Raw genomic sequence first — 18591 nt, 5'->3', positions numbered from 1 at the left:
TTTTCCAGAGTCGAATCGGCTATCGGCCGCCGACGGTGTGAGCCGCCTCGAACGCCAGTAGGGCCTGTTTTCGTTCGTTTCCCCAACGATAGGCGCCAATATCGCCGTTCTCGCGAATGACCCGGTGGCATGGTATCAGGAGGGCGATTCTGTTTTGCGCCAGCGCTGAGCCGACGGCGCGTTGTGCGCCTGGGTGGCCGATGCTTTCGGCGACCGTCCGGTACGAGACCAGGCGGCCAGGTGCTATCCTGAGCAGTGCTTCCCATACCTTGATTTGGAAATTGGTACCGCGCAACAGCAGGTGCCGCCCTGGCTGTTGTTCAGCCAAGCAAAAAACCTGGCCGGCGATCTCCGCGATGCTTTTGTCGTCCCTGATCAGCCTTGCCCACGGCCAGTCCGATCGAAGCTGCTGAATGGCCTCGCCGTGGTTGTCCGACGGCAGAAATTGCAGGTGGCACACCCCGCGCCCGGTCGTCCCCACGATCACGGTTCCGAAAGGCGTCGGTGCGAAACCGTAGGTGATGGCCAGCCCGGTACCGAGCGCACGGACCTCGCCGGGCGTCACCGCGTCGCAGCTTACCATCAGGTCGTGCAGCCGCCCGGGTCCCGACAGGCCGGCCGCATGAGCTGTCGCCAGCACGTCGTGCTGTGCGCGCAGCAAGGCGCGCGCATGCTGGCGCGTCAGGTATTGCAGAAATCGCTTGGGCGAGATGCCAGCCCAGGCGCTGAAAGTCCTTTGCAGATGAAACGGACTCATCCCCACGTGTTCGGCGATTTGCTCGAGGTCGGGCTGGCTGGTCGAATTCTGGTGCACGAAGCGAATCGCTTTGGCGATCGTGGCGTAGGCTCGGCAGCGTTCGCCGGGATCGTTCATACCTGCTGGCCTCGCCGCTCGAGGAGGCCGCTGCTCAGCGCGATGCCAGCCAGGATCAGCGCACCCCCGAACAGAGTGTGCCAGCCCACGGCTTCGTCGAGGAAGACGACTCCCCAGAGAACGCCGAACACCGGGATCAGAAAGGCGACCGAAAGAGCGCGCGTCGGCCCGACATCGTCGATCAGCCGGAAGTAGAGCAGGTAGGCGGCGCCGGTGCACAGTACGCCGAGCAGGGAGACGGCGGCCCAGTCGCCGGCGTCTGGCGTTTGCCGGAAGGGGGCCACCAGAAACAGCGGCAGCAGCGCCAGGCTGGCCATCCACATGCTGCCGTGCGCGTTGCCGAACGGCGTCGCCAGCCCCGGATGGATCCGGGTGTAGAGGCTAGCCACGCCATAGGAGGCGGGTGCCAGCAGGCCGGCGGCGAGCGCGGGCCAAGCGCGATCGCCGCTCAGGGCGACGTTCTGGCCGACCAGCAGGCTGACACCGGCCAGCCCGCAGGCGAGACCGAGAGCGACCGGGATGCTCAGCGGCAGGCGTAGCCACAGGGCGCCGATCGCCGCGCCGAAGAGCGGAGCCGTGGCGTTGAGGATGGACAACAGCGACGCGGGCAGCGCTTGCGCCGCGTAGGCGAAGAGAACGAAGGGAAGCGCCGAGTTGAGGACGCCCAGCGTCAGGAAATACCGCCAGTGGCGGCGCAGGCCGAGCGTCTGCCCCAGCCATCGACTGGCCAGCCAGAGGAAGCCGGCGGCGATGGCGACGCGGAACATGATCAGCGCGACCGGACCGAAAACCGGAACACCGATGCGCATGAACAGAAACGAGGCGCCCCAGATGGCGGCGAGAAGAAACAGTCTGGCGGTGCTGGCGGCGTTCATGCGGGCCTTCGTCGAGTGGTGAGGCGAGCCGATTGTCGTCCGGCTGGCGCCTGTTTGCCACCCGTTTCTTGCGCTTTTTCTGGCCGGCGCACAGTTCGCGTCGGTGGCTAGCAGCCTGTCGGACTATGTCCCGACAGCTGAGATAATAAAGGCCCGCCCACCGAAGCCAATGTGAGACATGAGCCGTTTTCATTCAGTTGATCGCCAGACCGGCTACCTGCTCCCACCGTCGGTCGATGAATGGCTTCCGGAAGGCCACCTTGCCCGATTTATTGTCGAGGTCGTCGATGGGCTTGACCTTGGTGCGTTGGAGAAAGCCTACGCGGGGCGGGGCAGTGCGGCGTATCACCCCTCGGTGCTGTTGGCGTTGCTGGTCTATGGCTACGCCAACGGTGTTTTTTCCAGCCGTAAGATAGAGCGGGCCACCTACGACTCGGTGGCCTTTCGTTTCATTGCGGCGGACTCGCCTCCGGATCACGACACACTGGCGACGTTCCGCCGACGCTTTCACGACGAACTGTCCGACCTGTTCGTGCAGGTGCTGGAGATGGCCCAGGAAATGAAGTTACTCAGTTACTCAAGCTGGGCACGATCAGTCTGGACGGCACCAAGATCAAGGCCAATGCCTCACGCCACAGCGCCCTGTCGTGGGGGCACATTGAGCCACTGGAAATCCAGCTCAAGGCCGAAGTCGATGCGCTGCTGGCGCAGGCCGAGCAAGCCGACCAATCCGCCGTGCCGGACGGCATGGAGCTGCCGGCGGAAATCGCCCATCGTCAGGCCCGACTCGAGGTAATGGCGGCAGCGAAGGCCAAGATTGAAGAACGGGCAAAAGCCCGTTTCGAGAAAGAGCAGGCTGAATTTGAGGCCAAAATGGCACGCCGCGAGCAGAACGCCAAGGAGCGCGGCAAAAAGCCCGGTGGCAAACCGCCCAAGCCTCCGGTCGCAGGTTCCAAGGCACAAGACCAACTCAATCTGACCGATGAGGAATCGCGCATCATGCCCGTTGCCGGCGGTGGCTTCGATCAAGCCTACAATGCCCAGGCCGCCGTCGATACTGGGAGTCTGCTGGTCGTTTCTCCCGCGGTCACCCAAGCGGCGAACGACAAGGCGCAGGTCGTCCCGATGCTGGCGCAACTGGCGGCGCTGCCGGATTCACTCGGGCAAGTGGAACAGTTGTTAGCCGATACCGGTTTTTACAGTGCGAAGAATGTCCAGGCCTGCCAGGCGCAAGGGATCGATCCGTTCATAGCGGTCAAGCGTGACGAACACCATCCGGCCCCGCAAGAACGCTTGACCGAGCCGGCCGCCCTGCCGGCGGAGGCAACGCCTGCACAGCGCATGGGGCACAAACTAAAAACGAAGGCTGGCCGAGCACTTTACGCCCTGCGCAAGCCAACCGTCGAACCCGTCTTTGGCATCATCAAGTCTGTCCTGGGCTTTCGCCAGTTCTCCCTGCGGGGCTTGAAGAACGTCACGGGCGAATGGATACTGGTTTGCCTCGCCTGGAATTTGAAACGCATGGCCGTATTGCGTCTGCCGTAGCAAGAAAAGGGAGTAAATCGTGCCTCTTCAGGCAAAAAACATCCTATTTCTGCCTTTGCCGTCCAATTTCATCAGCCATGTCAGTTCAAGACCAACAGGCTGCTAGCAAGGCGGCAGCGGAAGTCCTCGCACGCGGGATGCCGCAGGGAGTCGGCCAGGCGCGGCCGCGAGCGCGGCATCGCGTCTGTCGTCAGCGGCCGCCACGGCTGCCACCTTTGTCCCAGCCATAGCGCACGCTGCGCTGCCAACGGCAATCCGGCCGACGCAATGCATTGCCGGGTGTGGCAAGCTGGCTCCTTGCGGCAGGTGGCGATGCGGCCGCGGCCGGCTTGTGTGCGGCACGTTTGGATTTGTGGGCCATCGGGTCGGCTCCGGCTGGGTGGCTGCGCTATGGTAGACTTCGCCGCCATTCTAGCGCGCAAGAGGAAGACATGTCCGGCAACACCATCGGTAGACTGTTCACCGTGACGTCTTTCGGTGAATCCCACGGGCCAGCGATTGGCTGCGTGGTGGACGGCTGTCCACCCGGCTTGTTTATCAGCGAAGCCGATATTCAGGCCGAACTCGATCGCCGCAAACCGGGTACCTCACGGCACGTGACGCAGCGGCGCGAACCGGATGCGGTGGAAATATTGTCCGGCGTCTACGAGGGGCAGACGACGGGTACGCCGATCGGCTTGCTGATCCGCAACCAGGACCAGCGTAGCAAGGACTACGGCAATCTGGCGAACACGTTCCGCCCCGGGCATGCGGACTATGTATACAATCAAAAATACGGTTTTCGCGACCCCCGGGGCGGCGGGCGTTCGTCGGCGCGCGAGACCGCGGTACGCGTGGCGGCCGGGGCGATTGCTCGCAAGTGGCTGGCCGAACGGCACGGCATCACGATCCGGGGCTGGATGAGCCAGCTCGGACCGATAGAGATTCCTTTTGCTGCCGCCGCCGAGATCGACGGCAATGTTTTTTTCGCTCCGAACGCAGAAGTGGTGCCGCAACTCGAGGCCTACATGGACCGACTGCGCAAGTCCGGCGATTCGGTCGGCGCCGCGATCACCGTAACGGCGACCGGTGTTCCGCCCGGCTGGGGCGAGCCGGTTTATGGTCGGCTCGACGCGGAGATCGCTTACGCGATGATGGGCATCAATGCCGTCAAGGGCGTCGAGATCGGTGCCGGTTTTGCATCCGTTGCCCAGCGGGGTAGCGAGCACGGTGACGAGATGAGCCCGCAAGGTTTCCTCAGCAACCATTCCGGCGGGGTACTGGGTGGCATATCCACCGGGCAGGATCTGGTCGTCCGCCTGGCCATCAAACCGACTTCGAGCATCCGCCTGCCGCGCCGCTCGGTAGACCGGTCGGGTGCGGCGGTGATGGTTGAGACGCACGGACGTCACGATCCCTGCGTCGGCATTCGGGCGACGCCGATTGCCGAGGCGATGCTGGCCTTGGTGCTGATCGATCAGGCGCTGCGTCACCGCGCCCAATGTGGCGATGTCGTTTCGGCGACACCGCGGATTGCCGGCCGCGTAGCGGGATGACGGGCTGTCGCGGCAATGGTTATAATCGCGCCGTCCGGTTGCGCATGGGGCGAGCCGGAATCGATCAGTGAGAGGCTAGGATCATGCAAGTTGAGCACCACGACCTTCATCATGAGTTTCCCGAGTATCTGGATGTGATCCACACGCTGAAGACCTCGAGCGAGCAATTCGGCAGCATGTATGATGAATACCACAATCTGACCAGGGAAGTCGAACGTCTCGAAGAGGAAGACTTGCCGGTCGATGATTTCACGATCGAGAACATGAAGAAGCACCGTGTGCGGCTCAAGGACCAGATGTACCGGATGCTCGTCGCGCACCGGAACGGCCACTGATCGCTGCGTCGCCAGCTTGATGCGGTGCATCCGGTAGAATTGCCGGATGCATTCTGTGCCCTATTGGCGCCTTTCCGGCTACTACTTTTACTATTTCGCCTTTATCGGCGCTTTCTCGCCCTATTTCGGGCTTTACCTCCAGTCGCTGGCGTTTTCGGCCTGGGACATCGGCCTGCTGATGTCGCAAATGCAACTGATGCGCCTGTGCGCGCCCTATCTGTGGGGCGCTTTGGCCGACCGGCTGGCTCGACGGGTGATGGTTGTTCGCCTGGCGGCTGCCTTGAGTCTATCCGGATTTTCGACTTTTTTCTTTGTTGAGGGTTTTGCCGCCATGCTGCTCGCCATGGCGCTGCTGGCGTTTTTCTGGAGTGCCGCTCTGCCTCTGGTCGAAACGCTGACCTTCGATCACTTGCGTGAGCAGCCGGGGCGTTACAGTCGCGTCCGGCTATGGGGTTCGATCGGCTTCATCGTTGCCGTCTTGGGAACCGGTGCGCTGCTCGACACGCTGTCCCTGCGGAGCCTCCTATGGGTCATCGTCGGCACGCTGATCGGCATCCTCCTCCATGCGCTGGCGATACCGGAAGCGCCTTTGCACGCGGCGTCGGACGACCAACTGCCGGTGGCCGAGATCCTCCGCCAGCCGTGCGTCAGAGGCTTGTTCGCGGCGTGTTTCGCGATGTCGGCGGCACATGGCGCGCTGTACGTGTTCTACTCGATCCATCTTGCCGATCACCACTACAGTAAGCTGCTGGTCGGTGGCCTCTGGTCACTCGGGGTGCTGGCCGAAATCGTCGTGTTCTATTTCATGAGTGGCTTGCTGCACCGCTTCGGCTTGCGGAAGATTCTGCTTGCCAGTTTCGTTGCCGCGGTCGGTCGCTTTCTGATCATCGGCTGGGGCGTCGATTGGCTGTCGTTGATCGTGTTTGCTCAACTCCTGCACGGACTGACCTTTGGCGCTTACCATGCCGCGGCGATAGCCGCAGTGAACGGTTGGTTTCCGGGTCGTTGCCAGGCACGTGGTCAGGCGTTGTACTCGAGTGTGTCGTTTGGCGCCGGGGGGCTGGCCGGCGGTCTGTTCAGCGGTTGGGCGTGGGAAGGTTTGGGCGCGGCGCCGACCTACACCATAAGTTCGGCCTTCGCGCTGGCGGGATTGCTATGTGTCGCTGTGTGGGTCAGGCAAGCCGATCTTACGGTAGTCGGCAAGCCGCGCGCGCCGCGCGGGTAGCTGCGGTGTGTCTGGCGGCCCGCCGGCCGGACCACCGATCGACAGACAGCCGCCGAGCACTGTGACATAATCCGTCCGTTGGCGGTCGTCGTCGGGAGTCGCCGGGTTTGCTCGTGGCGGGCGAAGGCATCGTCCGGCAAGACGATGTACGACCTCGCAAGGTCAGGAATCGAAGGACTGAAAATGAAGATCTGTGTGTTGCCGGGCGACGGTATCGGCCCGGAAATCATGGCGGAAGCCGTGCGCGTTCTGCAGGCGCTGGACCTCGACTGCGAAATGGCAGAAGGGCTCCTGGGCGGCGGGGCAGTCGATGCGACCGGCGATCCGTATCCGGAGGCGACGCAAAGACTTGCCCAGGACGCGGACGCGGTCCTGCTCGGTGCCGTCGGTGGTCCCCAGTGGGACAACCTACCACGCGAGCAAAGACCGGAGCGCGGCTTGCTGGGTATCCGCAAGCAGCTTGGCCTGTTTGCCAACTTGCGTCCGGCAGTCCTTTATCGCGAACTTGCCAACGCGTCGACCTTGAAGCCCGAGGTGGTCGCCGGTCTCGACATCCTGATCGTTCGCGAGTTGACCGGCGACATCTATTTTGGCCAACCACGCGGGATAGAAACGCGCGAACTTGACGGCCGGCAGGAGCGCTTCGGTTTCAACACCATGCAGTACAGCGAAAGCGAGATCCGCCGGATCTTGCGGGTCGCCTTCGCGGCGGCGCGGCGGCGCAATCGTAAGCTGTGTTCGGTTGACAAGATGAACGTTCTCGAGACAACCCAGTTGTGGCGCGACGTGGCCAGCGAAACAGCGGCTGAATACCCCGATGTCGAGCTGAGCCACATGTTGGTCGACAATGCCGCGATGCAGTTGGTGCGCAATCCCAAGCAGTTCGACGTGATCGTGACCGGCAACATGTTTGGCGATATTCTGTCGGACGAGGCGTCGATGCTCACTGGTTCGATCGGCATGCTGCCTTCGGCTTCGCTGGATGTCGACAACAAGGGTCTGTACGAGCCATGTCATGGTTCGGCACCGGACATCGCCGGCCAGGGCGTGGCCAATCCGCTGGCGACGATTCTTTCGGTGGCGATGATGCTGCGTTATACCTTTGCGCGCGAGGACGACGCGCGGCGCATCGAAAGCGCCGTCAAGCGAGTGCTGGCGCAGGGTTATCGAACGGCAGACATTTACGAGCCGGGCACCCAGCGGGTCGGCACGGGTGCCATGGGTGACGCGGTTCTGGCGGCGTTGTAAGTCGAGTTACCGGTACGAGGTAGGACAATGATGAAGGTTGGTTTAGTGGGTTGGCGCGGCATGGTGGGCTCGGTGCTGATGCAGCGGATGCACGAAGAGGGCGACTTTGAGCACATCGAGCCGTTCTACTTTTCAACCTCGGCGGTCGGCGGTCAGGGGCCAGCGTTTGGTGGCAAGGAAACCGGGCCGCTGCAGGATGCCATGTCGGTCGAAGCGCTCGGCCGGCTGGATACCATCATCAGTTGTCAGGGGGGAGACTATACGAAGGAGATTTTCCCCAAGCTGCGCGCGGCGGGTTGGCAAGGGCACTGGATCGACGCCGCATCCACGTTGCGCATGCACGACGAGGCGGTGATCATCCTTGATCCAGTCAACCTGAACGTCATCACGGAGGCACTGGGCAAGGGCGGTCGCAACTGGATCGGCGGCAACTGTACGGTGTCGTTGATGCTGATGGGTATCGGTGGACTGTTGCACAACGATCTCGTCGAGTGGGTCAGCGCCATGACCTACCAGGCGGCATCGGGTGCCGGGGCGCAGAACATGCGGGAGTTGCTGCTGCAGATGGGCGCCCTGCACGATGCCGTCCGGTCCGATCTGGCCGATCCGGCTTCGGCGATTCTCGAGATCGACCGCAAAGTGGCCGAGTGCATGCGCTCGCCGAGTTTTCCGACGACCCACTTCCGACAAACCGCGCTGGCCGGAAGCCTGATCCCGTGGATCGACGTGCCGGTCGACGGTGGCCAGTCGAAGGAAGAGTGGAAGGGTGGTGCGGAATGCAACAAAATTCTCGGTCGACCGGCATTTCGTACGCCGGGCAGCATTCCGGTCGACGGTCTGTGTGTGCGTATCGGCGCCATGCGCTGTCATTCGCAGGGCTTGACGATCAAACTCAAGCAGGATGTTCCGCTGGACGAAATCGCTGACGTCATTGCGCAGGCGAACCCATGGGTAAAGCTCGTCGACAATCAGCGGGAAAGCAGCGAGCGGGAACTCACGCCGGCCGCCGTCACGGGTAGCCTGCAGGTGCCGGTTGGCCGCCTGCACAAGCTGGCCATGGGGCCGGAGTACCTCGGCGCTTTCACGGTCGGGGACCAACTTCTGTGGGGAGCAGCCGAACCGCTGCGGCGAATGTTGCGAATCCTGCTCGACAACTGATTGAAGTGCGAAGGCGCGAGCGAAGCGGAATGCCGGTTTTCGCCCCGCCGCCGGGCGTGGAATTGCAGGCAAGTTTAGCTTGCATGGCTAACTTCATGATGTTATTTTAATAATTCCGATTTCGACGGGCAGGGTGGCGCCGTGGCCAAGAAAACACAACACACAGCAAGGAATTTCAGACTGCGGACCTCGGCGTGGGTGCTTGCTTCGGCGCTGGTCGCTGCCGCCACGCCGCTGGTTACCCATGCCGCTGGTTTGGGCAAGGTCACCGTCCTCTCTGCCCTTGGCCAACCGCTGCGCGCCGAGGTGGAGGTCTTTGCGACGCGCGAGGAGCTCTCGGGATTAAGAGCGCAACTGGCTTCTCCGGAGGCGTTCAAACAGGCCGGGGTCGATTACGCCTCTACCTTGCTCGGTATCCGCTTCACCCTCGACAAGCGTCCGAATGGCCAGGCGGTCATCAGGTTGAGTTCGGATCGGCCGATCAACGATCCGTTTGTCGATCTGCTGCTCGAGATCAACTGGCCGACCGGTCGCGTGATTCGCGAGTACACGTTTCTTCTGGATCCTGCCGAGTACGCTTCCAAGACGGCTGCGGCGCCGGTGCTTACCAGACCGGTGGTACCACCGAGGCAGGTCGCCGACGAGCGCGCGCTCGATAGACCGCGACGCGTCGAATCGTATAGCAAACCGCGGGTTAGCGAGCAGGCGGCGAAGGGTGGCACCGATACCTACGAGGTGAGACGTGGCGAAACGCTGGGTAAAATCGCCAGCGAACTGCGGCCCGAAGGCGTGTCGCTCGACCAGATGCTGGTCGGGCTGTTCCAGGCCAACCAGGACGCCTTCGACCGGGGCAACATGAATCGGCTGAAGGCGGGCAGAATTCTCGCGATCCCGGACAAGGCCACGCTTGAGGCCATTCCGCGCGACGAAGCGAAGAGAGTCGTGATTGCCCAGTCGTCCGATTGGGGAGGCTATCGCCGCAAACTTGCCGCTGGGGCGGCCGATGCCCCGCTGGCGGACGAGCCGCTCAGGCAGCAGGCGACGGGCCGAATCACGACCCGGGTCGAAGACCGGGCCGCGCCGACGGCCGAACCCAAGGACCAACTGAAAGTATCAAAGACCGAGCCGGCGGGTGGCAAGCCGGTCGTCGCTGCCAAGCGGACCGATGAAGACCTGATTGCCAAGGAGAAAGCGCTCAAGGAGGCCAACGAGCGCTTGGCAAGCCTCGAGAAAAATGTCGCCGAGTTGCAGAGGCTGGTCGAGTTGAAGAGCCAGACGCTGGCCGAGTTGGAGAAACAGGCGGCCAGCAAGGCCGCGCCGCCGGTCGAAGCCAAGAAGGTGGTGGAAGAAGCGAGGGCGCCGGTCGCCACACCTGCCGGCGCGCCGGCACCGAGTAGTGCCGCGCCGGCCGGCGGCCAGGCGTCGCCACCGGCCGCGCCAGCGGTTGCCACCAAGCCCGCCGATCAGCCGGCCGAGGGCAAGCCGGGCGAAACGCTGACCAAGGTCGAAGCCAAGCCGGAGGAGCCACCGAAAGCCGAGCCGAAGCCGGAAGAGCCGAAGCCGGCTGCTGAAGCGCCCAAGCCCGTTGCCGCACCCAAGCCGAAGATCGCGGTGGCACCGCCGCCACCGGTCGAGGAGCCCAGCTTCGTGGCGGAACTCATGACCAGTACGCCGTTCCTGGCGGGAGGCGGAGGCATCATGGCGCTTCTTGCCGCCTACTGGTTGGCCAGACGTCGTCACCAAAGCGAGAGCGAGCGGTCGCTGGCGACGACCAGCACGCTGGCGCCACGAACCGACAGCCTGGTAGCCAACTCGGTTTTTCGTAACACGGGTGGCCAGAGCGTCGACACGTCGCATTCGATGGCGCAGACCGACTTCAGTCAGGCTGGGCCGGGCAGTATCGATACCGATGAGGTTGATCCGGTTGCCGAAGCAGATGTCTACATGGCCTATGGCCGGGACGCGCAGGCCGAAGAGATTCTTCTCGAAGCCAAGCAGAAGGATCCGCTGCGCCATGCCATCCACCTCAAGCTGCTTGAGATCTACCTGGGTCGCAAGGACGTAAAGCCGTTTGATACGCTGGCTACGGAGCTCTTCAGCGCGACGGGTGGGGTGGGCGCCGACTGGGCGAAAGCCGCCGCGATGGGCTTGCAGCTGGATCCGAAGAACCCGATGTATGGTGCTGTCGGACAGTCGGCGCCGCCGTCTCGGGACGCCGAAACAACGATAATCGTACGCCCGGCGAGCGTCGCCGAGCCGCCGAAGACTTCGGAGCCGCCCTTGTCTGCGGCTTTCCCGGACGAATCGCCGGCTTCCTTGCGCGATACGCTCACCAAGCCTGGGGAACTGTCACTAATCGCCGCGGCGGCGACCGCGTCGGCGGTGGCCGTGGAGCCGGCGGCTAGCGACGAGTTGCCAACCCAGGCGGTCGAGTTCCTGGGACTCGACTTCGACCTTGGCATCGGCGACGCCAAGCCGGCGACGGCAGCGCCGGTCGACGACACTTATCTCGAGACCACGCTCTCGCTGCCGAAACCGGCACAGCGCGAGCCTTTGGATTTCGATCTCGCGACTTCCCAGCCGAAGGCTGCCTCCCCGTCGGCCGAAGAACTCGATGCGATGCAGCCCAAACCGAGAGACGACATCGAGCCGCCGGAGATCACGATGCTGATCGCCCCGGGGTCCGAGGCTGGCACGTCGACGGACGACGGTGGCCTGGATTTCGCGTTCGATCTCGCCGCCGAGTCGTCGGGTGGGCCGAGCGCAACGACAGAAGTGCGGGCTCAGTTCATTCCGGAAGAGGTGCTCGACATTGGCTCTGCGGGCGCCGACGCTCTCGAGTTCGACGTCAGGTTGACCGAGTCGACGGTTCTCGGCGAGGCGATGCAGCATCCCTCTTTTGACATGTCTTCGATCAGCCTTGATCTGGCCGAGGTCGATGTGACGGCGCCCGCGGCGGCACGCGTCGCCCGCGAATCGCTGGACTCTGCTTTCGAAGTCGAGCAGGAGGATACGCTGGTCAATCCCGATTTCTCGGTCGACAAGACCGACGCCGGGCTGGATTCGCGCTTTCCTCCCGACATCGACCTCACCGCGGAACCCGAGATCACTTCCAGCGAGGAAGTGGCGACCAAGATCGACTTGGCACGGGCTTACCAGGAAATGGGTGATCTGGAAGGGGCGCGAGAACTCCTGCAGGAGGTTCTCAGGGACGGTGACGCTTTACAGCGCGATGCGGCGAGCGCGATTCTCGCTAGTTTGCGGGACTAGGTGTCGGCGGTCAGGGCGACAGGCGATCGCGGTCTGCCGATAGGGGCGGCCGCGAAGTCTTGTTTCCGGGATGGGCCGACGCAACGGATTGGGCTATGCATCCGGCAAGCGGGCTGTTGATCTGGCTCCTTGCCGTGCTGCTCATCCAGAACCTGAAAGGCGGCCTGCTGGTGGCGGTCTTGCTCGGCGTGCTGTCGTTTGGCGGCTTGGCGCTGCAGCGCTGCGGACGGCTCGCCTGGAGTGCGCGCTGGTTATTTTTGTCCCTGTTTGTCATCATCGCCTGGGGCAGCGCTGGTGAGCCGGTGTGGAGTGGTGTGCTGGCACCCAGCCGTGAGGGCTTGGTTGACGCACTGACGCAGGTCGGACGCTTGCTGTTGGTGCTGCTGGTGGTGGCGACGTTGCGTGAGCGAATGCCCGTCCCCGAGTTGCTCAGCGGAATGAGATGCTTGCTGAAACCGCTACGCCGCCTGGGAGTGGATCCTGATCGCGGGCTGGTGCGGCTACTGTTGGTCCTGCGCTACCTTGAAACTTTACCCCGCCCACGCGACTGGCGAAACCTGCTCGACGTGACCACCGGCAGTTCGAGCGAGGTGTTCGAAATAGCCGATCGCCCGTTCTCCTGGCCAGACTATCTGGTGGTGCTGCTCGTTGCCGGCAGCGTGGTGGCCGTTTGTATTCGGCAGGCCTGAGGCATGCGGATTGCCATGGCCGTCGAATACGACGGCAGCGCTTTTCGTGGCTGGCAAACGCAGCCGGGTGGCGTCACCGTACAGGATGCTGTCGAGTATGCCCTGCGTCAGTTTTCGGGCGCCGCACTTCGGGTGGTGTGCGCCGGGCGGACCGACGCGGGGGTTCATGCGACGGGGCAGGTGGTGCATTTCGATACCGACGTCGAGCGCTCCATGTTCGCCTGGGTGCGCGGAACGAACACTTTCTTGCCGCCGGCGGTCGCCGCGCGCTGGGCACAAGCGGTCGCCGACGACTTCCACGCGCGCTTCTCGGCTTGTTCCCGGCGCTATCGTTACCTGCTGATCAACCGGGCGCACCGCGCGGGCCTCTGGAATGACCGGGTCGGCTGGTATCATCACCCGCTCAATGTGGAAAGGATGCAGGCGGCGGCCGACCGGCTGCTTGGCGAGCGAGACTTTTCCGCCTTCCGGGCCGCGGAGTGCCAGGCGACGTCGCCGGTCAAGATCATGCGCCAGGCAACCGTTCGGCGTTTTGGAGAGTTGTTTGTTTTCGACTTCGAAGCGTCTGCCTTTCTTCACCATATGGTGCGCAATCTCGTTGGCAGCCTGGTTTGCGTCGGGCAAGGGAAACGCCCGCCGGAATGGATTTCGGAATTGCTGGCGGCCGGCGACCGCCGTCTGGCGGCGCCGACCTTTCCTGCCAACGGGTTGTATCTGGTCGAGGTCAGGTACCCGTCGGAGATCGGTTTGCCAAGTCTCGACGACACCGCGCTTCGGCCACTCCTGGCACTAGCGTGAGCGGCATGGACTCGGCGTCGACCCAGGTGCGCATCAAGATCTGCGGGCTCACACGCCGCGAAGATCTGCGTGACGCGGTGGCCGCTGGGGCGGACGCCCTCGGTTTGGTGTTCTATCCCCCGAGCCCGCGCTGCGTCGATCTTCGTACGGCGGCGCAGCTGGCGCGTGCCGTTCCGCCCTTTGTCACCCTGGTCGGGCTGTTCGTCAATGCCGATCCGGCAGTCGTTCGTGCGACGCTGGCTGCCGTACCGCTGCATGTGCTGCAACTGCATGGTGACGAAGACGAGGCTTACTGCCGGCAGTTCGATAGACCCTACATCAAGGCGGCACGCGTCCGGCCGGGGCTGGATTTGTTACAATACGCGGCCGCCTTTCCATCGGCGCAGGCGATTCTGCTCGACGCTTTCGTCGACGGCTACGGTGGCGGCGGCAAGGTTTTCGACTGGTCGCTGGTGCCCGAGTCGCTCGGTCGGCCGCTGATTCTGTCCGGCGGGCTGGACGCCAACAATGTCGGCGAAGCGGTGCGCCGTCTGCGACCGGCGGCGGTTGACGTGTCGTCAGGGGTCGAAGTGGGCAAAGGAATCAAGGACGCCGCAAAGATGCATGCCTTTGTTGCGGCAGTACGGGCGGCTCGGTCGACAGGCCGGGAGTGATGCACAGGGTCTTGGCGGGGTGGTCGATGCGTAGGAGAGTCGGTGGTCTGACGCGGCGCTGCTGGCGTTACCACGTGGCCAAACATACCTAAGAGGACGGCGCCAGGTTTTTCCCGGGCGCTGACAAGCGCCCTGTCGCCAACTCGCAAGGATAGTGTCGATGACCCAGAACGATTACGATTTGCCTGACGCCGGTGGCCATTTCGGTCAGTACGGTGGCGTCTTCGTCGCCGAAACCCTGATCGGTGCACTCGTTGAGCTCACGGAAGCCTACGCCGCGGCGCAGCGAGACCCACAATTCACCGCCGAGTTCGATTACGACCTCCGCCATTACGTCGGTCGACCGAGTCCGGTTTACCACGCCAGGCGCTGGTCGGAACGGCTCGGCGGTGCGCAGATCTACCTCAAGCGTGAAGACCTGAACCATACCGGCGCGCACAAGATCAACAACTGCATCGGTCAGGCGATGCTGGCGCGCCGCATGGGCAAGCCGCGCGTCATCGCCGAGACCGGCGCCGGCCAGCACGGCGTGGCGACGGCGACCGTGGCTGCCCGCTATGGTCTGGAATGCGTCGTTTACATGGGTTCCGAGGACATCCGGCGACAGGCCGCCAACGTCTACCGCATGAAACTGCTCGGCGCCACCGTGGTGCCGGTCGACAGCGGTTCGCGAACGCTCAAGGATGCATTGAATGAGGCGATGCGCGATTGGGTGACGAATGTCTCCAATACCTTCTACATCATCGGGACCGTGGCCGGGCCGCATCCCTATCCGATGATGGTACGTGATTTCCAGTCGATCATCGGCCGCGAGTCCATCGTGCAACTGCAGGAGCAATGTGGTCGCCAGCCCGACGCCGTGATTGCCTGCGTGGGCGGCGGTTCGAACGCGATGGGGATTTTTTATCCCTACATTCCGCAAGGCGCCGTTCGCTTGATCGGCGTCGAAGCGGCCGGCGAGGGCGTCGCGACGGGACGTCACGCCGCGTCACTGACGGCCGGACGGCCAGGGGTGCTGCACGGAAACCGGACTTACTTGTTACAGGACGCGAACGGACAAATCATGGAGACGCATTCGATTTCGGCCGGCCTCGATTACCCGGGCGTCGGCCCGGAGCATGCTTGGCTCAAGGACAGCGGTCGCGCCGAATACGTCGGCGTCAGCGATGCCGAGGCGCTGCAGGCTTTTCACGACTTATGCCGGCTCGAAGGCATCATTCCGGCGCTCGAATCGAGCCATGCCCTGGCCTACGCCGGCAGGCTGGCGCCGACGCTGCCAAAAGATGGCATTCTGCTCGTGAACCTGTCCGGACGCGGTGACAAGGACATGCACACCGTCGCCGAAAAATCGGGCATTACCTTCTGACCATGTCGAAAATACAGGCTGTATTCGAGCGTCTGCAGGCGCAGGGGCGCAAGGCGCTGATCCCGTTCATTACGGCCGGCGATCCGGACCCGGGACTGACCGTAGCCCTGCTGCATGCGCTGGTCCAGGCCGGGGCCGACATCATTGAACTGGGCGTTCCATTTTCCGATCCGATGGCCGACGGGCCCACCATCCAGCGGGCGTCGGAGCGCGCCTTGGCCAGGGGTGTCAGCCTGCGCCAAGTGCTCGAGATGGTGGCGGGTTTTCGCGCTGATGACAATGAGACGCCGGTCGTCCTCATGGGCTACGCCAATCCGATCGAATCGATGGGCCTCGAGGCTTTTGCCGCTGCCGCTTTCGATGCCGGTGTGGATGGCGTCCTGGTGGTCGACTATCCGCTCGAGGAGGCCGCGGAGTTCGCGCAAACCATGCACCGGCATGCCCTCGATCCGATTTTTCTGCTCGCGCCGACGTCGAGCGAGGCACGCATGACGCAGGTTGGTGCCCTGGCAAGCGGTTACGTCTACTATGTGTCGTTGAAGGGAGTTACCGGGTCGGCGGCGCTCGATGTCGCCGCCGTCGCCACCCGCATTCCCGAAATACGGGCGCGCACCGGGGTTCCGGTAGCCGTCGGTTTCGGGATCCGTGACGCGGCCGCCGCCGTCGCGGTGGCCGAGGTCGCGGACGCTGTGGTCATCGGCAGCCGGATCATCGAGGAAATCGAGCAATCGTCGTCCGACACGGCGTCTGCCGATGCCGGCAAACTGCTGGCTGGCATTCGTCAGGCGATGGATGCGGCCGCGTCGCGAGGAAGGTCATGAGCTGGCTGAACAAACTGCTGCCACCAAAAATCAAGCGCAATGACAGCGGCGTCGCTCGCCGGTCGTCGCTACCGGAAGGTCTGTGGAGCAAGTGTACGGCTTGCGAAGCCGTGCTCTACGCCAGCGATTTGGCGAACAATTGCCACGTGTGTCCGCAGTGTGGTCATCATAAACGTCTCGACGCGCGGGCCCGAATCGACCTGCTGCTGGATGCCGAGGGGCGGGTGGAAGTCGGCGCCGAAGTATTGCCGCTAGACTCTCTGGCTTTCACGGACAGCCGTCGCTATCCCGAACGTTTGCAGGATGCGACGGCGGCCACCGGCGAAACGGATGCCCTCGTGGTCATGCGCGGGACCATCCGGACCCTGCCGGTCGTCCTCGCCGTTTTCGAGTTCGATTTCATGGGCGGGTCGATGGGCTCGGTGCTTGGTGAGCGCTTCGTGCGTGGCGTTCAGGCGGCCGTCGACAATGGCGTACCGTTCGTCTGTGTCACGGCGTCCGGCGGGGCGCGCATGCAGGAAGGTCTTTTTTCTCTGATGCAGATGGCCAAGACGTCGGCCATACTGACGCGTCTTTCGCGCGCCGGCTTGCCCTTTATCTCGATCCTGACCGATCCCACGATGGGCGGCGTGTCGGCGTCCTTCGCCTTCATCGGTGACTTGGTCATTGCCGAACCCGGCGCGCTGATCGGTTTTGCCGGTCCGCGGGTCATCGAGCAAACCGTCCGCGAGACGCTGCCCGAAGGATTCCAGCGCTCCGAGTTCCTGCTCGAGAAGGGGGCGGTCGACCTGATCGTCGACCGGCGCGAGATGAAGGAGCGACTGGCAGACTTGCTGACCCTGTTGTTGAAGCGGCCCGCCTTGTCGTGAGGACTGCCGGGTGATCGCGGCGCCAGGTGCTAGCGCGGACTGCGCGTTGGCGGGCTGGCTGGAGCACCTGGAGAAACTCCATCCGCGGGGCCAGGCGGGGATCCAGCTCGGGCTGGAACGTATCCAACTCGTCAGCCGGGCTTTGGCGCAGCGCATCGGATGCCCGCTGATCATCGTCGGCGGCACCAATGGCAAGGGATCGACCTGCGCCTATCTGGAAGCGATTTACTCGCTTGCCGGCTACCGGGTCGCTTGCTACACGTCGCCCCATCTGCTCGAGTACAACGAGCGCGTACGTATCGACCGACAGCCGGTCGACGATGCGACGCTGTGTGACGCCTTTGCCAGAGTCGAGGCGGCGCGACTGGTCACCGGAGCGCCTCTGACGTATTTCGAGTTTGGCACGCTGGCGGCCATCGAGGTCTTTCTCGCCCGCGAGGTCGAATTGATCATTCTCGAAGTCGGTCTCGGTGGTCGGCTCGACGCGGTCAACGCCTACGACCCCGACTGTGCGGTGATCACCGGGATTGCTCTCGATCACACGGACTGGCTGGGTCCAACGCGTGCCGCGATCGCTTTCGAGAAGGCCGGCATCTACCGTGCCGGCAAGCCGGCGATCTGTGCCGATCCCGACCCGCCGCCGGCGCTGATCGAGCGCGCGCTGGCGGTCGGCGCCGACTTGCGCCTTCTCGGACGCGACTTCGGTTTCTTCGGCGACGAGCGGCAGTGGACCTTCTGGGGGCGTGGCGGCTTACGTCGCGGTGGTCTGGCTTACCCCGCTTTGCGCGGCCGCGGTCAGTTGCACAACGCCAGCGCGGCGCTGGCTACTGTCGAGGTGCTCAGGACTTTGCTCCCCGTCTCGATGCAGGCCGTTCGGCGAGGGCTTATCGAGCTGCAGCTGGCGGGACGCTTTCAGGTCTTGCCGGGCCGGCCGACCGTCGTTCTCGACGTGGCGCACAATCCGCAGGCCGTCGCCAGTCTGGTTGACAACCTTGATGCGATGGGGTTTTTTTCCCGGACAATGGCGGTTGTCGGCATGTTGGCGGACAAGGACATCGCCGCTTCGCTGGCGCCGCTGGCCGGCAAGATTGACCGGTGGTTGTTGACCGACCTGGAGGTCGTCCGTGGTGCGTCGGCCGATCTCCTGGCGACCTTCGTGACCGCTTTTGCACCGGCCGGCAGCGTCGAGTGCTTTGCTTCACCGACTCTCGCCTTCGAGCGTTCCGCCAAGCTGGCCGGGGAAAATGATAGAATTGTCGTTTTTGGATCGTTCTACACGGTCGCGGCCATCATGCGCAACTTGCAGCGTGGCCGCTGAGCGAAGCAAGTG

At 63.7% G+C, this 18591-nt stretch carries 15 protein-coding genes and 1 pseudogene; 14 read left to right on the top strand and 2 right to left on the bottom strand.

Annotated features, from left to right (window positions below):
* Positions 1-19: 19 nt before the first annotated feature.
* Together Q1M07_RS02170 and Q1M07_RS02165 are read right to left on the bottom strand one after the other, a co-directional pair.
* Positions 20-874, bottom strand: coding sequence for a methylated-DNA--[protein]-cysteine S-methyltransferase (locus tag Q1M07_RS02170; protein ID WP_300449976.1), 855 nt, complete (start codon positions 872-874; stop codon positions 20-22).
* The gene (locus Q1M07_RS02165) at positions 871-1749 is read right to left on the bottom strand and encodes a DMT family transporter (RefSeq protein WP_300449973.1); all 879 of its coding nucleotides are present in this window, start codon (positions 1747-1749) and stop codon (positions 871-873) included. Before Q1M07_RS02165 ends, Q1M07_RS02170 begins: the two co-directional genes overlap by 4 nt.
* Before the next feature lie 178 nt (positions 1750-1927).
* On the opposite strand from Q1M07_RS02165, the pseudogene Q1M07_RS02160 reads away from it, so the two are divergent.
* The 14 genes and pseudogenes from Q1M07_RS02160 to folC all read left to right on the top strand — a co-directional run bounded on the left by Q1M07_RS02160 (position 1928) and on the right by folC (position 18579).
* Positions 1928-3294, top strand: a pseudogene (locus Q1M07_RS02160) (IS1182 family transposase).
* A gap of 431 nt (positions 3295-3725) precedes the next feature.
* Positions 3726-4829: a chorismate synthase gene (gene aroC / locus Q1M07_RS02155; protein WP_300449970.1), complete on the top strand. Its 1104-nt coding sequence runs from the start codon at positions 3726-3728 to the stop codon at positions 4827-4829.
* Positions 4830-4912: 83 nt separating this feature from the next.
* The gene (locus Q1M07_RS02150; RefSeq protein ID WP_300449968.1) at positions 4913-5164 is read left to right on the top strand and encodes a DUF465 domain-containing protein; all 252 of its coding nucleotides are present in this window, start codon (positions 4913-4915) and stop codon (positions 5162-5164) included.
* A 46-nt stretch (positions 5165-5210) separates the two neighbouring features.
* On the top strand, positions 5211-6389 hold the full coding sequence (locus Q1M07_RS02145) for an MFS transporter (protein WP_300449965.1): 1179 nt from the start codon (positions 5211-5213) through the stop codon (positions 6387-6389).
* A gap of 183 nt (positions 6390-6572) precedes the next feature.
* On the top strand, positions 6573-7637 hold the full coding sequence (gene leuB, locus Q1M07_RS02140; RefSeq protein WP_300450237.1) for a 3-isopropylmalate dehydrogenase: 1065 nt from the start codon (positions 6573-6575) through the stop codon (positions 7635-7637).
* 27 nt (positions 7638-7664) lie between these two features.
* The gene (asd, locus tag Q1M07_RS02135; RefSeq protein WP_300449962.1) at positions 7665-8795 is read left to right on the top strand and encodes an aspartate-semialdehyde dehydrogenase; all 1131 of its coding nucleotides are present in this window, start codon (positions 7665-7667) and stop codon (positions 8793-8795) included.
* A gap of 198 nt (positions 8796-8993) precedes the next feature.
* Positions 8994-12065 (top strand): FimV/HubP family polar landmark protein, encoded by a 3072-nt coding sequence (locus tag Q1M07_RS02130; RefSeq protein ID WP_300449959.1) that lies wholly within the window; start codon positions 8994-8996, stop codon positions 12063-12065.
* Between the two features lie 95 nt (positions 12066-12160).
* Entirely contained in the window at positions 12161-12754 is a 594-nt protein-coding gene (locus Q1M07_RS02125) for a CbiQ family ECF transporter T component (RefSeq protein ID WP_300449955.1), read from the top strand.
* 3 nt (positions 12755-12757) lie between these two features.
* The gene (gene truA, locus Q1M07_RS02120) at positions 12758-13552 is read left to right on the top strand and encodes a tRNA pseudouridine(38-40) synthase TruA (RefSeq protein ID WP_300449953.1); all 795 of its coding nucleotides are present in this window, start codon (positions 12758-12760) and stop codon (positions 13550-13552) included.
* 5 nt (positions 13553-13557) lie between these two features.
* Positions 13558-14205 (top strand): phosphoribosylanthranilate isomerase, encoded by a 648-nt coding sequence (locus tag Q1M07_RS02115; RefSeq protein ID WP_300450234.1) that lies wholly within the window; start codon positions 13558-13560, stop codon positions 14203-14205.
* 160 nt (positions 14206-14365) lie between these two features.
* Positions 14366-15571, top strand: a complete 1206-nt coding sequence (trpB, locus tag Q1M07_RS02110; protein ID WP_300449950.1) for a tryptophan synthase subunit beta — start codon at positions 14366-14368, stop codon at positions 15569-15571.
* Positions 15572-15573: 2 nt separating this feature from the next.
* Positions 15574-16392: a tryptophan synthase subunit alpha gene (gene trpA, locus Q1M07_RS02105; protein ID WP_300449947.1), complete on the top strand. Its 819-nt coding sequence runs from the start codon at positions 15574-15576 to the stop codon at positions 16390-16392.
* Positions 16389-17261 carry an acetyl-CoA carboxylase, carboxyltransferase subunit beta gene (gene accD / locus Q1M07_RS02100; RefSeq protein ID WP_300449944.1) on the top strand — a complete coding sequence of 291 codons (873 nt, stop codon included), beginning with the start codon at positions 16389-16391 and terminating at the stop codon, positions 17259-17261. The genes trpA and accD overlap by 4 nt, the downstream gene beginning before the upstream one ends.
* A gap of 46 nt (positions 17262-17307) precedes the next feature.
* Positions 17308-18579, top strand: coding sequence for a bifunctional tetrahydrofolate synthase/dihydrofolate synthase (gene folC, locus Q1M07_RS02095; protein WP_300449942.1), 1272 nt, complete (start codon positions 17308-17310; stop codon positions 18577-18579).
* Positions 18580-18591 lie beyond the last annotated feature (12 nt).

This window comes from Accumulibacter sp. (assembly GCF_029255285.1).
GTDB lineage: Bacteria > Pseudomonadota > Gammaproteobacteria > Burkholderiales > Rhodocyclaceae > Accumulibacter.
This window is presented reverse-complemented; position numbering and strand designations above follow the sequence as displayed.